Source organism: Mycobacterium sp. NGS68, from assembly GCF_059812195.1.
Genome location: NZ_JCALCE010000053.1, coordinates 1 through 17,967 on the forward strand (window position 1 = coordinate 1; position 17,967 = coordinate 17,967).

General features: G+C 70.9%; 18 protein-coding genes. 4 read left to right on the forward strand and 14 right to left on the reverse strand.

Features of this window, described 5'->3' with window-relative positions; all coding sequences use genetic code 11:
* Window positions 1-410, reverse strand: a 410-nt coding sequence (locus tag AC5Y5V_RS29590; protein ID WP_499942444.1) for a VOC family protein, incomplete at its 3' end; no start/stop codon positions are given.
* Between the two features lie 68 nt (window positions 411-478).
* Between AC5Y5V_RS29590 and AC5Y5V_RS29595 the strand changes: the two genes are divergently transcribed.
* Genes AC5Y5V_RS29595 through AC5Y5V_RS29605 form a run of 3 tightly spaced genes read left to right on the forward strand, consistent with a single transcriptional unit; the run spans window position 479 to window position 3,635 of the window.
* The gene (locus tag AC5Y5V_RS29595) at window positions 479-1,435 is read left to right on the forward strand and encodes an alpha/beta fold hydrolase (RefSeq protein ID WP_499942446.1); all 957 of its coding nucleotides are present in this window, start codon (window positions 479-481) and stop codon (window positions 1,433-1,435) included.
* Window positions 1,435-2,622 (forward strand): LLM class flavin-dependent oxidoreductase, encoded by a 1,188-nt coding sequence (locus AC5Y5V_RS29600; RefSeq protein WP_499942448.1) that lies wholly within the window; start codon window positions 1,435-1,437, stop codon window positions 2,620-2,622. The genes AC5Y5V_RS29595 and AC5Y5V_RS29600 overlap by 1 nt, the downstream gene beginning before the upstream one ends.
* Window positions 2,622-3,635 carry a zinc-binding dehydrogenase gene (locus tag AC5Y5V_RS29605; protein ID WP_499942450.1) on the forward strand — a complete coding sequence of 338 codons (1,014 nt, stop codon included), beginning with the start codon at window positions 2,622-2,624 and terminating at the stop codon, window positions 3,633-3,635. Before AC5Y5V_RS29600 ends, AC5Y5V_RS29605 begins: the two co-directional genes overlap by 1 nt.
* Here AC5Y5V_RS29605 and AC5Y5V_RS29610 read toward each other — a convergent pair.
* From AC5Y5V_RS29610 to AC5Y5V_RS29630, 5 genes are read right to left on the reverse strand one after another with little or no spacing between them, the layout of a single operon-like run.
* Window positions 3,632-4,186 carry a hypothetical protein gene (locus tag AC5Y5V_RS29610; protein ID WP_499942453.1) on the reverse strand — a complete coding sequence of 185 codons (555 nt, stop codon included), beginning with the start codon at window positions 4,184-4,186 and terminating at the stop codon, window positions 3,632-3,634. The two genes, AC5Y5V_RS29605 and AC5Y5V_RS29610, sit on opposite strands and share 4 nt — an antisense overlap.
* 2 nt (window positions 4,187-4,188) lie before the next feature.
* Window positions 4,189-4,542, reverse strand: a complete 354-nt coding sequence (locus tag AC5Y5V_RS29615) for a type I secretion protein TolC (RefSeq protein ID WP_499942455.1) — start codon at window positions 4,540-4,542, stop codon at window positions 4,189-4,191.
* 11 nt (window positions 4,543-4,553) lie between these two features.
* A complete protein-coding gene (locus AC5Y5V_RS29620) occupies window positions 4,554-6,104 on the reverse strand; it encodes a PPE domain-containing protein (RefSeq protein WP_499942457.1) in 1,551 nt (516 codons plus the stop codon).
* A gap of 3 nt (window positions 6,105-6,107) precedes the next feature.
* On the reverse strand, window positions 6,108-6,413 hold the full coding sequence (locus AC5Y5V_RS29625) for a hypothetical protein (protein WP_499942459.1): 306 nt from the start codon (window positions 6,411-6,413) through the stop codon (window positions 6,108-6,110).
* A gap of 60 nt (window positions 6,414-6,473) precedes the next feature.
* The gene (locus AC5Y5V_RS29630; RefSeq protein WP_499942463.1) at window positions 6,474-6,773 is read right to left on the reverse strand and encodes a hypothetical protein; all 300 of its coding nucleotides are present in this window, start codon (window positions 6,771-6,773) and stop codon (window positions 6,474-6,476) included.
* Window positions 6,774-6,887: 114 nt separating this feature from the next.
* Between AC5Y5V_RS29630 and AC5Y5V_RS29635 the strand changes: the two genes are divergently transcribed.
* Complete coding sequence (locus AC5Y5V_RS29635) at window positions 6,888-8,009, forward strand: hypothetical protein (RefSeq protein WP_499942465.1); 1,122 nt, start codon at window positions 6,888-6,890, stop codon at window positions 8,007-8,009.
* A gap of 9 nt (window positions 8,010-8,018) precedes the next feature.
* Here the strand turns inward: AC5Y5V_RS29635 and eccA are convergent, their stop codons facing one another.
* The 8 genes from eccA to AC5Y5V_RS29675 all read right to left on the reverse strand — a co-directional run bounded on the left by eccA (window position 8,019) and on the right by AC5Y5V_RS29675 (window position 17,925).
* Window positions 8,019-9,887 carry a type VII secretion AAA-ATPase EccA gene (gene eccA / locus AC5Y5V_RS29640; RefSeq protein ID WP_499942467.1) on the reverse strand — a complete coding sequence of 623 codons (1,869 nt, stop codon included), beginning with the start codon at window positions 9,885-9,887 and terminating at the stop codon, window positions 8,019-8,021.
* On the reverse strand, window positions 9,887-11,488 hold the full coding sequence (gene eccE / locus AC5Y5V_RS29645; RefSeq protein WP_499942469.1) for a type VII secretion protein EccE: 1,602 nt from the start codon (window positions 11,486-11,488) through the stop codon (window positions 9,887-9,889). Before eccE ends, eccA begins: the two co-directional genes overlap by 1 nt.
* The gene (gene mycP / locus AC5Y5V_RS29650; protein ID WP_499942470.1) at window positions 11,485-13,140 is read right to left on the reverse strand and encodes a type VII secretion-associated serine protease mycosin; all 1,656 of its coding nucleotides are present in this window, start codon (window positions 13,138-13,140) and stop codon (window positions 11,485-11,487) included. Before mycP ends, eccE begins: the two co-directional genes overlap by 4 nt.
* A 19-nt stretch (window positions 13,141-13,159) precedes the next feature.
* Complete coding sequence (gene eccD / locus AC5Y5V_RS29655) at window positions 13,160-14,674, reverse strand: type VII secretion integral membrane protein EccD (protein ID WP_499942472.1); 1,515 nt, start codon at window positions 14,672-14,674, stop codon at window positions 13,160-13,162.
* Window positions 14,671-16,227 (reverse strand): MinD/ParA family ATP-binding protein, encoded by a 1,557-nt coding sequence (locus AC5Y5V_RS29660; RefSeq protein WP_499942475.1) that lies wholly within the window; start codon window positions 16,225-16,227, stop codon window positions 14,671-14,673. Before AC5Y5V_RS29660 ends, eccD begins: the two co-directional genes overlap by 4 nt.
* A 103-nt stretch (window positions 16,228-16,330) precedes the next feature.
* Window positions 16,331-17,245 carry an ESX secretion-associated protein EspG gene (locus AC5Y5V_RS29665; protein ID WP_499942476.1) on the reverse strand — a complete coding sequence of 305 codons (915 nt, stop codon included), beginning with the start codon at window positions 17,243-17,245 and terminating at the stop codon, window positions 16,331-16,333.
* A gap of 75 nt (window positions 17,246-17,320) precedes the next feature.
* Complete coding sequence (locus AC5Y5V_RS29670; protein ID WP_499942477.1) at window positions 17,321-17,605, reverse strand: WXG100 family type VII secretion target; 285 nt, start codon at window positions 17,603-17,605, stop codon at window positions 17,321-17,323.
* A gap of 23 nt (window positions 17,606-17,628) precedes the next feature.
* Window positions 17,629-17,925 (reverse strand): WXG100 family type VII secretion target, encoded by a 297-nt coding sequence (locus AC5Y5V_RS29675; RefSeq protein ID WP_499942479.1) that lies wholly within the window; start codon window positions 17,923-17,925, stop codon window positions 17,629-17,631.
* Window positions 17,926-17,967 lie beyond the last annotated feature (42 nt).

The window sequence follows — 17,967 nt, forward strand, 5'->3', positions numbered from 1 at the left end:
TCGTAGTAGCGGGCCTCGAGCACATTGCCGTCGGGATCGGCGAAGTAGAACGCCTGCGGCCCCCACCCCTGGGCGCCAAAGGTGGGGCTCAGCCGCGCGCCGGTGTCCACGCCCTCCGCCTGCAGCCGCTGATCCAGCGCGTCGTACTCGGCCTTCGACATCGCCAGGCAAACGTGATTGACGGGATGGCCCGCGCTGCCGGCAACCTTCGTCTGCGAGTCGGTGCCGACCGCGCGTTCGGCCGGCATCAGGTCGATGATCGAGTCCGCACACACGCGCACGCTCGGGAACGGCGCCTCGCCGGCTTCGAATTCGCCGAACCGCACCGGGGTAAGCCCCACCACGCGCGAGTAGAAATCCATCGCTGCCCGCGGATCCCGCGTCCACAGCACTATGTGGTCCAGCTGCATACACCCAGACTAGGACGCTCGGCTGGCTACCCCTTCTCAGCCCGATGCCGGTGTGATTTGGTGAGACGGTGGCGTCGTCAACCGAACGGTTAGTGGACACCAACGGTGTGCAGTTGCGCGTGGTCGAGGCCGGCGATCGCGGCGCCCCCGTGGTGGTGCTGTGCCACGGCTTTCCGGAGCTGGCCTATTCCTGGCGGTATCAGATTCCGGTCCTCGCCGACGCCGGCTACCACGTGCTGGCCCCGGATCAGCGCGGCTACGGCGGCTCGTCGCGCCCGGACGCGATCGAGGCCTACGACATCCACCACCTGACCGGCGACATCGTCGGTCTGCTCGACGACGTCGGCGCCGAGAAGGCGGCCTGGGTCGGCCACGACTGGGGCGCCGTCGTGGTGTGGAACGCGCCCCTGCTGCACCCCGACCGGGTCGCGGGCGTCGCCGGGCTGAGCGTGCCTCCCGTACCCCGCCCGAGGACGCCGACGACCGTGGCCCTGCGCCGCATTTTCGGCGAAAGCTTCTTCTACATCCTGTATTTTCAGGAGCCGGGTGTCGCCGACGCCGAACTCGACGGCGACCCGGCCCGCACGATGCGCCGGATGCTGGGCGGCCTGACCTCGACCGCCGACCCCAACGCCGGAGCGCGGATGGCCGCCCCCGGCCCCGAGGGCTACATCGACCGGCTGCCGGAGCCCACCGCCCTTCCCGACTGGCTCAGCCAAGACGAACTCGACCACTACATCGACGAATTCGCCCGCACCGGCTTCACCGGCGGATTGAACTGGTACCGCAACTTCGACCGCAACTGGGAGACCACCGCGCACGCCAGCACGACGGTGCCGTCGTTGTTCGTCGGCGGGACGGCGGACCCGGTCCTGGCCTTCACCCGCACCGACCGCGCGACCGAAGTGGCCGCCGGCCCGTACCGCGAGGTGATGCTCGACGGCGCCGGCCATTGGCTGCAGCAGGAGCGGCCCGACGAAGTCAACACGATATTGCTGGAATTCCTGAAAGGTGTGGATTGGTAATGGGTGCCCCGCTGCGCTTCGGCGTCTTCATCACGCCGTTTCATCCGACCGGCCAATCCCCCACTGTGGCACTGGAATACGATATGGAACGTGTCGTCGCGCTGGACCGCCTCGGCTACGACGAGGCGTGGTTCGGCGAACACCACTCCGGCGGCTACGAGCTGATCTCCTGCCCGGAGGTGTTCATCGCCGCGGCCGCCGAGCGCACCAAGCACATCAGGCTGGGCACCGGCGTGGTGTCCCTGCCCTACCACCACCCGCTTATGGTGGCCGACCGCTGGGTGCTGCTGGACCACCTCACCCGCGGGCGGGTCATGTTCGGCACCGGCCCCGGCGCGCTGCCATCGGACGCGCACATGATGGGCATCGATCCCGTCGACCAGCGGCACATGATGCAAGAGTCGCTCGAGGCGATCCTTGCGCTGTTCCGCGCCGGCCCCACCGAGCGCATCGACCGGCACACCGACTGGTTCACCCTGCGTGACGCGCAGCTGCATATCCGTCCGTATACCTGGCCCTATCCGGAGATCTCCACGGCTGCAATGATTTCCCCGTCGGGTCCACGGCTGGCGGGCGCGCTGGGCACGTCGCTGCTGTCGCTGTCGATGTCGGTGCCGGGCGGCTACGCGGCGTTGGAGAACACCTGGGAGGTGGTGCGCGAACAGGCCGCCAAGGCCGGCCGCGACGAGCCCGACCGCGCCGCTTGGCGGGTGCTGTCCATCATGCACATCGCCGACAGCCGCGAGCAGGCCATCGAGGACTGCACCTACGGGTTGCAGGACTTCGCGAACTACTTCGGGGCGGCCGGGTTCGTCCCGCTATCCAACGAAGTCGAAGGCGCACAGTCACCGTACGAGTTCGTCGCGGAGTATGCGGCCAAGGGCAACTGCTGCATCGGCACGCCCGACGACGCGATCGCTCACATCGAAGACCTGCTGGCGCGGTCGGGCGGTTTCGGGACGCTGCTGCTGCTCGGCCACGACTGGGCGTCCCCGACGGCCACGTACCACTCCTATGATCTGTTCGCCCGCAAGGTGATTCCCTACTTCAAGGGCCAACTGGAAGCAGCCCGGGCATCGCACGACTGGGCCAAGGGCAACCGCGACCAACTGATCGGCCGCGCCGGACAGGCCGTCGTCAACGCCATCACCGAGCACGTCGCCGAGCACGATCAGGCGCAAAGCTGATGCGCGCCTCGGTATTACGCGGCGGGCGCATGATCTACCGCGACGACGTGCCGGACCCGGTGCCCGGCTCCGGCCAGGTGCTGGTCGCCGTGCGCGCGTGTGGAATCTGCGGCTCCGACCTGCATTTCGCCGCCCACGGCGCGCAAGTGCTGGAGATGAGCGGACGGGTCGCGGGCGGTTCGGGCGGCATGCAGGTGGACCTGAGCGACGACGTCTTCATGGGTCACGAGTTCAGCGCCGAGATACTCGAAGCCGGGCCCGACACGCAGACCCACGCGGCGGGGACGCTGGTCACCTCGCTGCCGGTGTTGTTGTCCGCCAAGGGCGCCGACCCGATCGTCTACAGCAACAGCACCGTCGGCGGCTACGCCGAGCGGATGCTGCTGTCCGCGCCGCTGCTGCTGCCCATCCCCAACGGCCTGGACCACCGGCACGCCGCCCTGACCGAGCCGATGGCGGTGGGACTGCACGCCGTCAACAAGTCGAACATCGCGCCCGGGGAGAAGGCGCTGGTGCTGGGCTGCGGCCCGATCGGCATCGCGATCATCGCGGCGTTACGGGCTCGCGGTGTGGAAACTATTGCGGCGGCCGATTTTTCACCGACGCGGCGGGACCTGGCGGTGACGATGGGCGCACATCAGGCGGTGGACCCGGCGCAGGGATCGCCGTTCGACACCGTCAAGGCCGCGGTGGTATTCGAGGCGATCGGCGTGCCCGGCATCATCGACGACGTGCTGCTACGCGCCCGGCCGGGCACGCGGCTCGTCGTCGCCGGGGTGTGCATGGAGCCCGACACCGTCCACCCGTTCTTCGCCATTGCCAAGGAGATCAACGTCCAGTTCTGTCTGGCCTACGGGCCCGACGAGTTCGCGGACTCGCTGCGCGCGTTGGCCGACGGCGACATCGACGTCGCCCCGCTGATCACCGGGGAGGTCGGCCTGGACGGCGTCGGCGCGGCGTTCGACGACCTCGCCGATCCCGAGCGGCACTGCAAGATTCTCGTCACGCCCTAGGACTGCGGCTGGGCCGCATCGCGGATCATGACGTAGCGAATCCGCAAGCGGCGCAGGTAATACCCGTCCCACGCCCAGCCGCCGGCCACCACCAGCCCCAGCCCGGCCCAGACCACACCCCGGCTGACGTCGCCCATCGCGATCTGGCCGATCGCGGACGCCGCCCAGGACGCCAGGAACACGCATCGGAACACCCAGCCGACGCGGCCCGGGTTGCGGCTGGCCGCGGAGACCTCGGCGAGTTCGGCGGCCGCGGTCAGAACCTCAGGGTCGGAAGGGATTTCACCGGTCGACAGGGCCCGGATGGCCTGCGACCTTTCCGCGCCGCTGAGCCCGGAGACCGCGGCGACGTACGCGTGGTGCCCCGGCTGTTGCCACGCGGCGATCGCGGCGCCGACGGCCAGGCCGGCCGAGAGCGCCCATCCCACGTCCGCCGCGTTGCGCAGATAGGGAAAGGCGACACCGAAGACCAGTATCACCACCAGCGCGGTGGCAACGCTCCAGACCAGCCAGCGGACCCACCACGGCGCGCCGAGCAAGCGCAGGAACATGATCAGGGCAACTGCACGTAGGCGCCACCCAGCGCGCCCGGGTCGAACCGCGGATCGTTGGGCGCGAGGTATTGCGCGAAGAGGTCCATCACCTGCTCGTGGACGCTCTCGCGGGTGCGCTGCAGCACCTCGGTGATGATCTCCTCGAGCTCGGTGTTGGTGTAGTTGGTCAGCGCCGACGGGTCGATGTCGAGCGCGATCAGCGTGCCGTCGCTGTCGAACCGCGCCCAGACCGCGTCGTGGAACCGTTCCACCTCGATCTCGTCGACGGCGGCGTTCCAGGCCGCGTGGCGGGCGCGCCAATGCGCGATCGTCGCCTCCACCTGGGCCACGTACTCGTCGTCGGTCAATTCCACCGGCAACCGCCTCACCCGCTCGGCCGGTCGTCACGCGACCGGCGTGTCTCTCGGCGCCCCTTGACCGGCTCGGAGTTCGCCAGCGTCTCTATGCGGAGTCGTCGTTCCGCGTAGAGCTGGCGCTCGGCCTCGCTACCGCCCGCCCCGCCGCCGGCTCCGCCCATGGGCCCACCCATCATCGGCGGCATCATGCCACCGCCCATCGCCGCGCCGCCCATGCCCCCGGCGGGGGACGTCGGCGCCGCGCTCACCGTGGCCGGCGCCGCGGCGGCAGACGCCCCGGCAGCGGACGCCGGGGCTACCAGCGGACCGGCCGGCGCCGAAGCCGGTTCGGTTCCGCCCGCGCCGCCCCCGCCGCCACCATGGCCCTTGCCGAGGTCGGGCGATCCGCCGGCCGGGTCCTTGAGTCCGGCCAGCTCCGCGGGGGTGCTCCCCCCGTGCGACCCGGCCATTCCGGTGGCGGCTCCGGCCAGGCCGCTGGCAACCTGTCCCAGGCCGGCCAGCGGCGCCATGGCGCCGGTGCCGCCGCCCATCAGACCGCCCAGCCCGCCGGACATCAGCGACCCGACGGCCGGCACCAACGACCCCATCATCTGGGCCATCTGGGCGCCGCCGAGCTGCTGCGGGTCGCCCGACGGACCGCCCAGCCCCGCGGCCGTCGGGTCGGCGTTCGGATCCGCGGAGCCTTGCGCCCCCAGGCCCGCCTGTACCGCGCCGTTCGTGTTCTCGTAGCCGCCGAACAGGGTTCTGCTGTTGCCCTCGAGCGTGGCCAGCTTTTGGGTCAACTGGTGGATCACCGGCTGCGCCCTGCCCTGGTTGCCCGGGATCTGGTTGGCGGCGATGGCCGCCCGTAGGCGCGCCAGGGTGTCCTCGAACTCCTGCGGGGTGGGCATCTGCGCCACGGTCTGCTGGAAATTGGCCGCCAGCACGTGGCCCTTACCGGCCAACCGCCGGGCGGTGCCGGCCAGTCGCTCGAACCGGGACCCCAGGTTGCCCAGCTGCGTCAGCGCGGCCTCGGCCGCGGTCGATTCCCAACTGCTCGCGACCAGATCGCGCGCGGCCCGCACGGAAGCCGCGGCCAGATCCAGCTGCGCGGCCCGCGCGGTCAGTGCGGCCTGCGCCGCGTCGAGACCCTGCGTTCCCGGGCCGCTGTGGATCAGCGCCGAGGCCTCCCGCCCGGTCGTCGGCTCCACACCGCCGCCGCCAGCCGGCGGCGCGGCCGGTGTCGTCAGCGCGGCCGGCACGACGTCGGGCATTGATGCCGGCGACCCGCCGCGGGAGCCCCCGTGGCCCAGGCTCGCGGCGGAGAACCATTCCTGCTGCTCGTAGGCGCCGGCGCTGGCTTGTAGCCGCCTCGACACGGCCTCGGCCTCGCGTTCGGCCGCGGCGATCGCGCGGTCGAGCGCCGCGATCTGCGACGCCAGCCAGTTGGCCCCGTCGACCGACGCGCAGTCCCCGGCGCACGGGGTCACCGCCGCGCTCGACGGCCCGCCGCCCCGGGCGCCGCGTACCAGCCCGGCGCCGGCGGTGACGCCGGTGGGGTCAACGTTCAAATTGGCCATGTCTTAGGTGCTCAGCGTTTGCTGGTTCTGACGTTCGGCGTCGGCGTAGGTCTGCAGGTCGCGGCGAATGTTGGCCGCCACCGACTCCGCGTAGGCCCCCAGCCGGTCCCCCGCCGCGTGGCGTTCCCGCAGCGCCGCCGCATAGGCCGCACCCACCGTCGACGCGCCGATCCTGCCGAACGCGCCGAACGCGTCCGCGATGGCCGCGTCGTCGGCGCTCATCCGCTCACGCATCCGGGTGCCTTCGGCCTCCCACCACTGGGCATGGTCCTGCCATGCCTGGACATCCAGCGCCAGCCGCCCGCTCATGCCAATCTCCCGTCAGGTTGGTTTGCCCAGCGTAACCAGAGCGCGAAGCCTTATGCAGCGTCAAAAATCGACGTAACGGGCGCGGTATTCGGCCACCTGCGCCGAGCTCGGATACACGTCACCGGGCGGCATGTCCGCGCCGCGCTCGTTGATCTGAGCCAGCTCGTCGCACCGCGCCCGCATCAGCGCCAGCGTGTACAGCCGCAGGATCCGTTCGCTCAGCATCTCGGCCGACCAACCGGCGTTGACCTCGGGTTCCAGCTGACAGCGCAGCAGGCCGCCGTGCCGGTCGAGCTCCAGCATCAGCGCACCGTCGGCGGAGGACTCGACGTAGGTGCGGTCCTCGGTGTCGGTTCCCATGCGGGCTCTCCTCGATGGCTGTGGGCTCCAGCCTAGAAGTTCCGATGATGCCCGTAGAAGGGCACGCGTAGTGTTTCGACCAATTTGTCGGCGACGTCAGCAAAGGGGGCGGCGGTGCGATCGTGGATTCGAAGTGGCGTTCACAGGACGGCGATGGGCGGCGCGGTGGCGTTCGGGCTGATGGTCGGGATGCTCATCGGCTGCACCAGCGGACCGGGCCCGACGACGGGTGCCGCCCCGTCCGGTGCCGGCGCCGCGGTCGACTTCCCGAAGCCGCTGATGGACGTCCTCACCAAGCTGGTCGCCGAGGACATACCCAAAGAACCCGACCTGGCGATCAAATACCAACTTTTCAGCAACGCGCTGGCGAACCTCGATTTCAAGGCGGCCGGACATACCGGGGTCCGCGGCCTGAGCAACGCGAAGGACTACGAGCTGACGGCCAGCAGTCAACCGGGCTACTTCGGCAAGGCGTTCGACAAGAACAAGGTCAGCGTGGACCGTGTCGACTCCCCGCGCGGCCGCTACGACTACGGCAAGGCGGGCGCCACGTGGGTCGACTTCGCGGCGATCAACCTGGGCGGCGGGGCATTTCACAACGGATCCGCCCAGGAAGAGATGATGACCTTCGAGATGCCCGAGCTTGCCAACGTGGTGGCCAAGGGCAACAACTTCACCCGCACCAAGACCTGCGACGTCAAGGCGGGCACCGATGGCCCGCTGAAATGCAGTCCGACGCCGCTGTTCATCAGCTCGGTGCACCGCACCATGGAGGTCAGCCCCGACCTCGGTGAGAACTACAAATGGAAGTCGACCCCGCCGAGCCAGCTGTTCGGCTACCTCAAGATGCTGGACCGCAACGTCGAACTCAACGTGCTCGCCGTCGCGGTGGCCAATTTGTCGCACGCCGCCGGCCAGGAGGCGGCCGTCGACACGATCTACGACCTGTTCAACACGTTCGTCGCCGCGTACGCCCTGGCCAAGGACAGCAAGGTGGACACCGTGAACACCGGTCCGATCGGCACCGGGGTTTTCAAGAACAGCACCAAGGTCGTCTACGCGATGCAGCGGCTCGCCGCGACGCACGTCGGGATCAACCTGCGGTACTACGGCCTGAGCCAGGGCGATCAGAAGCTGTGGGATCCGATCGTCGACGACATCATCGCCGCCTACGACAAGAGCACGACCCACACGGTCAAGCACCTACTCGAGTTGGCGCACGACAAGCTCAAGTAGGCGCCCGGACTACTTGCGTTCCTGCATCCAGCTGGGTTCGGCAACCCGGTCGCGCTGGGCGTCGGCGACCGCGGTGGCCACGCCCTCGGCGAAGTCCTCCCCGGTCAGCTCGCGCAGCGCCAGCATCTGCTGCTCGGAGACGTTCACGTCGCTGGCGGCCAACAGCGATTCCAGGTCGGCGGTGTCCAGCAACCGGTTGTTGCGGTGGTCGCGGGCCCGCTCGACGACGTTGCGCACGAACCCGCCGTTGCCCAGCCAGTCGATCCCGCGGATGACGTCGCCCTCGGGGGTCGTCGACTGCTCGTTGTAGTAGCGCGTGTACATCGGCAGCAGCACCTCGGCGACGCTGTCGGCGATGATGTCCTGGTTCTGCTCGCCCATCAGCCGGGTCAGCTGCCACAACTCGTCCGGCGTGTAGGACTCGAACCGGATCGTGGTGGCGAACCGCCGCCGCAGACCCTGGTTGGCGGTCAGCATGCGCTCCATCGCCTTGGGATAGCCGGCGCCGAACACCACCAACTCGTCGCGGTGGTTCTCCATGTACGGCAGCAGGGTCTCGATGATCGCCGTCCCATACGGGTCGCCGTGCGAATACCCCTGGTCGTAGAGGTTGTGCATCTCGTCGATGAACACCGCGGCCCCCAGCGCCGACTCCAGCAGCGCCTTGGTGTTGTTCTCCGATTCCCCGAGATGATTGCCCACCAGCCGCGACTTGTTGGTCTCGATCACCGTCGGCCGGCGCAGCACGCCCAGGCCGCACAGCTGTTTGGTCAGCGCCCGCGCGACCGTGGTCTTGCCGCAGCCGGGCGGCCCGACCAGCAGCGTGTGCCGCGAGGCCACCGGTACGGGCAGCCCCACCTTCGCGCGCGCCTGGTTGACCAGCGTGGTGGCGCGGAACAGCTTGACCTGGCGCTTGGGCTCCGCCATGCCGAGCATGGCCTCCAGCTCGGCCTCGCCCTCGGCGAGATAGCTGGCCGCCTCGTCGGCGTGCCGGGCCGCCTCGGCGTCCTTTGCCGACGGTGCGCTGCCCGGGTCCCAGGGGTCGGTGCGGGCCTCGATGGTCTCCGGGTCGGTGATCACCAGCCGCCGGTTCGCGTCGTCGAGGGCCTGGCGCGCCGGGGTGAACCCGGCGTCGCGGGAGTACACCCGGCGCAGCAGCTGCGCGGCGTCCTCCTCCTTGCCCAGGTGCCGCAGGCACATCGCCTGCGTGTACAGCGCGATGGTGGCCGCCGACGGCACGTGCTCGACCTCGATGGCGCCCTTCGCGCGCCGGTACGCGTCCTCGAAAACCCCCAGCGACGCCAGCGCGGTGGCGGCCATCGCCGTCGCCGCGCAGCCGTAAGCGGGCCTGCGCCAGCGCTTTTCGGCGGGAAAGCAACGCAGCACATCGGGCCAGCGCTGGGCGCGGAAATACAGCTCACCGCTGATGTAGGTGTGCAGCTCGGCGTCGAAGGGGTCGTCGGGACGCACCTGCGTCAGCAGCTCGTCGGCCTCGGGGTAGCGGCCCTCCCGAGCCAGCGCCGCCGCGTAACAGATGGCCAGCGAGTCCTGGGAGGTGATCTCCAGCCGCAGGAACACCCCGTCGAACACCATCGGACAAAACTGCGACGGCAATACCTGCAGCCGGCGGATCTCCATGCCGAGCGTCTCGCGCGCCTGCCACGCCGCGGCCAGCACCTCGACCGAGTCGTCGCCGACGATCACGCGCGCCAGCCAGGCGTCGCACATCGACGGGTCGGCCTCGGTGGCGGCGGCGAACATCTTGGCGGCGACGGTCTGGTTGTGGCTGGCCATTAGGCCGTTGACGCTGATCCCGGAGGCCAGCAGGCCACGGCTGAACGCGACGCGGGCCGCCTCGGCGGAGGTACCGGTGGTCATCAGGCCGCCCTGCCCGACGGCGGGTTGCCGATGAGGTTGCGCTCGGCGCTGACGTCGATGTTGGCCCGGTACTGGAAGTCCGCGGTGCGGATCACCGCGGTGCGCGGCGAGTCCTGCTCGACGTGCACGTCGGCGACGCTGGCGCTGTTCGGCGCGACCGAACGCATGGTGATGGCCGCGGTCGGCCCGGCCGCCGGGGCCTGGCCCGGGGGCTGGTCGTAGACCACCAGCACGTCGCGCCCGTCGTCGGGCAACTGCTCGGGCAACTCCGGCAGCACCCGCAGGCCGGCGGCCGTGGCCTGCCGCCAGCGCGCCGGTCGCTCGGACACCACCAGCACCTGGTAGCCGGTAGCCGCCGCCCGCAGGGCCAGCTGCACCAGCAGCGCCAGCTCGCCGGCCACGGTGATCGCCGCCGTCGCCGACGGGGCGGCCGCGCCCAGATCCACCAGCAGCGGGTGTCCGGCGGTGGTCGCGCCGACGATCACGCCCGACGTGCCGATCGGCGCGCGCAGGTCCTCGGCGGGCTGAAGCGGCCGATGCGGCGCGTGAATCGGCGGCACCGCCGGATCGGCCAGCCCCGAGCGCAGGGCCAGCTCGTGTCGACCCGACAGTGGGTTGAGCCCGGTCAGCGGCGGCTCGCGCAGCGGCCCGCCGGTGCCGTAGCGCACCAGCACCCCCACCGTGGCGGATCCGTCGGCAGTGGGGCGCAATTGGATTGCGGTGGCGGTGTATTCGGTGTCGGGCACCCACAGCCGGTCCAGCGTCGCGGTGCTGATATCGCGCGGCGAAATCCAGTAGGAGGTGGCGAACCCGCGCTCGTGGCTGACCCCGCCCCAGTGCGGGCGGACCCGTGCGCCGCCCGCCCCGGCCAGCGCCGCGTCGATGTCGGCCAGTTCGGCGGCGTCGACCACCCGCGCGGCGCAATGCCGCGCCGACAGCTCCACCGCCAGCCGCTGCGCGCAGGCGGCCAGGGTCGCGGCCACCGACTCGCGGCAGGCCACCGCGGCCAGGTTGTCCAGGCTGTTCATCCGCAGCACGCACCAGGTGCGCCGCCGGCCCATCGCGGGATGGTCGCCGACGATCGCCGAATACGTTGCCGCGTAATGGTGATGGGCCTTGGGCGCGCGGCGGCGCCCCACACTGAGAATGTCGATTCCGCTGAGCGCGACGTCGAACTGGCGCAGCGCGTCGGCGATCACCGCGATCGGCAGCGTCGCGGCCGACTGCACCCGGTGATGGTCCAGCACCGACGGGATGTGGGAGGGGCCGTCGACGGCCACCACCGCGATCAGGTCGTAGCCCTCGGACCGGATCGCCGCCGACGTCTCGGTCCACTGCAGCGCGTGTTCTGATACGGGGGTGGCCGCGGCCACCGCCGTCGATACCGGCTTGCGGGAGCGGCCGAGCAGGCTCGCCAACGTGGCGCCGCGCCACGTCAGGACCGCCAGCGCGGCCACCAGCACGGCGACGGTCACCGCCACCGGCAGTGCGGCGGGCCCGTGAAAGAGCGTGCCGGCCCACAGGATCGCGGTCACCAGCACGAACACCGCGACCACGCGCCGCCACCCCAGCGCCAACCCGAGCGCGAACGTCGGCCTCATGACTGGCTCCTGGACCGCAGCAACGAGGCGGCGCCCACCGTCACGACGCAGCCCAAGGCCACCGCCGCGATGCCGGCCAGCGACACCCACACGGGCGTCAGGTTGCGCGGCGGCACGGGCCGGGCGACCACCAGCGGGGCCGAAAGCCGTTCCGGTGCAACGGGTTCACCAGCGGGCACGTCGTAGGTCAGGGCCGCCACCGGGTCGACGATGCCGTACCCGATCTGGTTGTCCACGCCGCGCGCGGGCGGGCGGGCGGTGCGGATCAGCCGGCTGATCACCTGGTGGCTGGTCAGGTTCGGGTACTTGGCGCGCACCAGCGCGGCCACCCCGGATACGATCGCCGCCGAGAACGACGTGCCCGCGGGGGCGACCATGGTGTTGTCCCGGCCCTCCGAGGCGTTGATCAGCCCGTCGTCGCGCGGGGACAGGCTCACCACGTCGGTGCCCGGTGCGGCGATCGACACCCACGGCCCGGCCATGGACAGCTGCGTCAGCGGCGATCCGCCGGAGTCGACGGCGCCGACGGTCAGCACGTAGTCGGAGAACCACGCCGGCGTGACCACCGTGTTGACCCCGGCCCAGTCGCGAGGATCGTTGGGCCGCAACGCGTTATAGATCGGGTTGGGCTTGCAGTCGTTGTTGGACGTGTTGCCCGCGGCGGCCACGATCACCGCGTTGCGCTCGACGGCGGCATACCGGATGGCGGCGCCGAGGTCGCGCTGATCGATCATGTTGAGCGCCGACATGCACGACACCTCCGACAGGTTGATCACCTGCGCGCCCATGTTGGCGGCGTGCACGATCGCCCGCGCCATCGAGCGGATGTCACCGGCCTTGCGGCGGGTCGCCGGATCCTCGTTGCCGCCGAATGCGTCCTTGGGGCTGAACGCCATTGACGACTGCCGGATCGAAATGATCTGGACTTCGGGGGCCACCCCGGAGAACCCGTCGGCGGCGGGCGCGGCGGGCGGTGGCGGCGGTCCCGGTGGTGGCGGTGGCTCCGGGGGCGCCGCGGGCGGCGGAACGTGACCGCCGGCCGGTCGGACCGTCGCCGTCCCGCCGTGCCAGCCCGCCGGCGGCGGCGGGGGCGGCGCCGGCACCTGCACGGTGACGGTCTGCGGCGGCGGCGGTGGCGGCGGCGCCTCCTGGGTGGGCACCGTGTCGGGGCGCCGGGTCTGCGCCGGCGGCGGCAGCGGCGTCCGGCCGTCGGCCGGGAACGCGCCGATCAGCGACGCCACCCAGGTGCCGTGGGCGTCGCAGTCGGACAACCCGTCGCCGCCGGCCACCACGTAGTCGCCGCCGCCGACCAGATACGGCAGCCGCGGGTGCGGGCTGACGCCGGTGTCGATGATCGCCACCTTGATGCCGGCGCCGCGGCCGAACCGCCACGCCTCCGGCAGGTTGAGCATGTCCATGTATTTCGGCTGGACCCGGTAGTCGGTGCCCGGCAGCGTGCCGACCCGCGTGCAGTAGGTGCCCTGGCGCATCGTCTCCGGCGGCGTGGGAGGCCCGTCCGGCGGCACCGCGCCGACGTCGTACTTCGGCGGGTCGATAGCGACCGCCAGCGGCGCTCCGAACCACACCGAGCCGGCCATCACCGCCGTTACTGCCACCGCGGCCCCCGCGGCCTTCACCGCTTGCACCACCATTGACATTCCCTGCCGTCCCCTACCGGTAGCGGATCGCCGCGAACACGTTCATCAGCCAAAACGCCAGCGGGAACACCGCGATCAGCAGCGCGTAGCCGAGCCACTCGACGAATTGGCGGAACACCGGCGTGTAGATGTGCTGGGGGACCACCACCGCCGCGATCAATCCGGCGGCCGGCACCGCGAGCATCACCGCGCACGCGATCAGCAGCGCCGGCGTGCTGCGCAACTCGAGCACGTATCGCAGCGACACCCCCACCACGGTCGCCACCGCCGCGACGGCCAGCATCGTGGCCTGCCAGCGGTCCGTGTAGGACCGGCCCTGCAGCAGCACGGCCGCCGCGACCACCCCCGCCAGCACCAGCGGCAGCCAGCGCCGATCGGCATGCGGATCGCACAACCCCACGCAACAAATCACGAGCAGCCCGCAGAACCCCGACAGCAGGCCGCTGAGGTAGCTGTGCGCGCGGTCGGTGGCCACCACCACGTCGCGCACCGACTCGGGGCCCTCCATCGTCGGGTTCTCGCCGCCGGCGACGACGACGGCGCTGGGCAGGTCGGGACGGGTCTCGAAGATCCACCGCCCCGACGCCGAGGGGAACACCGGCAGCCGGATCCCGGCCGCCCACCGCGCCAGCACCGGCGTCCGGTCCACCCCGAGGACCGCCACCAGCAGCAGGCATGTCAGCAGGGTCACCGCGGAGGTCACCAACACCATCCGCGCCAGCCCGGCCACCAGGGCCGCCGAGCCCAGCACGATCACCGCCGTGCACAGCGCCACGTAGCGGCCGGTGAACCGGATGACCAGCACCGCCGCGGCCACCACCACCGCGGCACCCATCCCCGCGTGCGGGGCGCCGACATGTCCGGGCACCGCGGCCGCCGCGGCCAGCGCCAGCGCCAGCGCGCCGCACAAGACCAGCAGGTCGGCCGGACGGGTAGGGCCGCGGCGGGACCGCACCGTCACCAGCAGGGCGGCGATCATCAGCACGGCACCGAGCCCACCGGCGATGCCCGTGGTCAACCACCCCAGGTGGTCGTACCGCCAGCGGGCCAGCACGGCCAACACCAGGACCGTGGCGGCGGCGACCATCGCCGCCCCGACCCGCGCCGCCCACACCGCGTCGACGCCCGGCCAGTGCGCCTTCAGCTCGGCGGTCACCGCGGTGGTCACGTGCTCGATGACCGGCGCGCGGGCCTCGGTGTCGTCGACGAACCGCAGCCACAGCCGCGCCCCGTCGACCACGCCCTGCTCGGCCAGCGACCGGCCCGGCCGCAGCGGCGTGCCGTCCACCCAGCACAGCGCCCACCGGCCGCGCTCGCCGGCCTCCAGCCGCGGCAGGCCGATCTCGCCCAGCCGGTTGTTGACCAGGTCCACCAGCGCCGCGATCTGCATCGCCACCGGGGCCACCGCGTCCACCACCACACCGATCTGGGTGTCGCCGACGATCAGGCCGACCAGCACGCGGCGGAGCTGCCGACCGCTCGGCTCGGATTGGGTGGTCGGCTGCGCGCGCCGCTGAACGGAGGTCACCGCGAAGTCGCCCCCGCGGTCGCAAAGCCCTGCGCCAGCCACGCGGCCGCGTCGATGTACGCCAGCTGGGTGGGCCGGCGCAACGCGTCGAAGTCCAGCACGGCCCCGTCGCGCAGGTGCGGGTCCCACGGCACGGTCTTGATCTCACCCACCCGCGGACCCAGCGAATTGCGCACTGCGGCGACGAATTTCTTGTTGTCGCAATGGTATACGTCGTTGAGCACGACCAGCGACCGGCGCAGCAGCTCGTGGGCGTTGCGGGTGGCCAGCCAGTCGATGGTCTGCTCGGCGGCCATCGCGCCGTCGTAGTTCATCGACCCCACGATCACCAGGGCGTCCACCGACGAGAACACGCCCTCCATTACGGGGTGTTCGATGTCGGGCCCGCAGTCGATCAGGGACAGCTGATAGAACCGCCGGGTGCGCGCGAGCGTGCTGGTGAACATCGACGACGACAGCGCCAGCGGATTGGCCATGTTCTGGTTGCCGGCCAGCACCTCGAGACCCTGCGGATTCTTTCCGGTGTAGCTGCGCGCCTTGGGATATGCGGTCATGTCGGCGTCCGCCATGAAGTCACGGATCGACGCGGTGGCGCCCGGGTCGATCAGCCGGCCCAGGTTGCCGTAGGTGGGGTTGGCGTCGATCGCCAGCACCGGCTCGGTGCGGTACAACCCGAACACGGTGCCGATGCCCGCGGTCGTGCGGGTCTTGCCGATCCCGCCGGTGACCGACACCATCGCGATCTGGTAGTTGCCCGGGATGTTGGTGCCGATGGCGGAGATCTGGTCCCGCAGGCGCCGCTCCGCCGGCCCGGCACCGAGGTTCACCGTGTGCCCGGTCAGCGTGTAAACCGTTTTGCGCCAACCCATTTCCGGCGGCAACTTGCGCGACTTGACCAGCTCGTCGACGCGCAGGTGCTGGCTGGGTCCGCCCGCCCCGGACCACTGCGCCCCACGCTCGGGGTCGGGGGTCTGCGCCCAGGGCGAGGACCCGGGTGCCGAAAGAGGCCGCTCGGGCGTCATCGACCAGCGGGGCCGGTCCTGGTGCTGCGGTGGCGGCGGCTGGTGATTCGGCGGCGCCTGCTGCTGCGGCGGCGCCTGGTGCTGCGGCGGCGGCTGGTGATTGGGCGGCGGCTGGTGCCCGACGGGCCGCGGCGGCTCGGGCGCGGGCCGGGGCGGCTCCGGTGCGGCGGGCCGGGGTGGCTCCGGTGGCGCCGGCGGCGGGCCCTGGTGCGGGCCGGGCGGCGGGGGCGGCGGTGTGCGGAGTTCACCAAGCCACGGGGTGCCGGGACGGCCCGCGGGACCGGGTGCGCCCGACGGCGGCGGGGGCGGCAGGACCGAGTCGCGCCGCAGTTCCGTGGTGCGCTCCGCGTCGGGCTCGGTGACGCCGTTGGGACGACTGGGCTCGCCGATCTCGTCGAAGGCCGGTCCGGACGGTGCCTGCGGCCCCTGCGGTTCTGCCACCGGGTCGCTGTCGACGCGTCCCGATCCCGGTTCCCGCTCGCTGGCCTGCTTTGGCTCCTGCAGATAGCGGGCCATAAATTCTGAGTCCATTAATCTTCCCTCAACCTGGCCTTCGAAAGGCTTCTCGTCATTTGATCCTAGAGGCCGCATTTACCGCTAAACCACGGCAATCCACGACTTCTGCGGAAATCGATCACATGCGCCGGTGCGATTCCCACCGCGAGATCGGCAGGCTGGTCAGCACCGTTCGGATGGCCTGTTCGACGGCCGCGATCGTGGCCGGAGCGAACGACATCCAGTCCTGCGTCGACCCGCGCACGGCGGTCATTCGATGCGAAACCACCCGGCCCGCTTCGGTGTCGCGCAGGTTCAGCATCGCCGCGCTGTAGTCGATGCTGGCGTCGTCGTAGGAGCGCGCGTACAGCACCGCTTCCATCTGCGGATCCTCCAGCAGCGTGGCCAGCTGGGCCAGCGCCGCACCCGTCAGCCCCAGCCCCCGCAGCGGGGCATCGCGCGGCGCGCCTTCCGGCAGCTCCGCGCGCTCTTTCGCGGCCGCCGCAATGTCGTCCAACGGCAGCGTCAGCGGCGTCATGATGGCCGGCTCGCAGGGGTGCAGCCCGTCGAGCATGCCCAGCGCCACCGACCGCAGCCACTCCGCGCCCCCGTCCTCGGTCGCGACGTCGTTGATGGTCACCTGGTCGCCGCCGCGCACGGCCGAGACCCAGTTGCCGTCGCGGCGCGCCAGCACCACACGCAACTGCTCGTCGGGGATCGCCAGCCACGTCGTCGGGTCGTCGAGCTTGATCAGCGGCGTCCAGTCCAGCTCGCCACGCGAAACCATCATCGCGACTTCGACATCGGGCGTCGCCAGCACCCGCAACCGCTTGGCCAGCGCGGGCGCCACCTCCCGCCCGGCGTCCACCAGGCCCTGGGTGCGCAGCACCTCCAGACCGGGGTGCTGGTCCAGCCAGGCGTCGCTGGCGGCGGCACCATAGGGCAGGCCGTTCAATTCCGGGGCCATGTTCGGGATCCCCAGCAGCGCCTGCAGCAACCACAACCCGTCGAGGTTGACGGTGACGTCGCCCAGGGTCGGCGATTCGATGCTCATCGGTGGCTCCTCCGATCGGATGGAGATGGACCGGCGGCGGCACCGTGGAGCAGGTGCCGCCGCCGTATGTGCAGGTTAAACCCAGGAACCGCCGACCGCGTTGTCGGTTTGGGCCATGTTGGCTCCGGCGGTTTGCACCTTGGAGCCGTGTTGGTTTGCCTGCTCGTAGATCACCTGGAAGTTGCGACCCAACTGGGTGATGAACTCCTGGCACGCCGTGGAGCCGGCACCGCCCCAAAAGTCGCCTGCCGCAAGCACATCGCGAACGATGGCCTGGTGCTCGGCCTCCAGCGACGCGGCCTGCGCGCGGATGGTGGCGCCGTGCGCGTCGACGTCGCCGAAGTGATAGTTGATGGACATGGTTCTCCTAACGTCTGGGGTGGCTAGCTGCTCAGGATGTGTTGCGAGGCTTGCTCTTGCTGCTCGTAGTTGTTGGCGTCGCGAATCAGCCCGTCGCGCACGCCGTGCAACATGTTGACGATGTTGCGGAACGCCTGATTCATCTGCTCCATCGTGCTCAACGAGGTCGCCTCGGCGGTGCCGCTCCAGCCGGCTCCCGAGATGTTCTGCGAGGACGCCCACATCCTGCGGGCCTCGTCCTCGACGGTGTGAGCGTGCGTGTCGAAACGACCCGCCATATCCCGCATCGCGTGCGGATCGGTCATAAAGCGTGTGGTCATCAGCTCTCCTTAGCAACTCAACGCGACGCCCAAACCATTTGC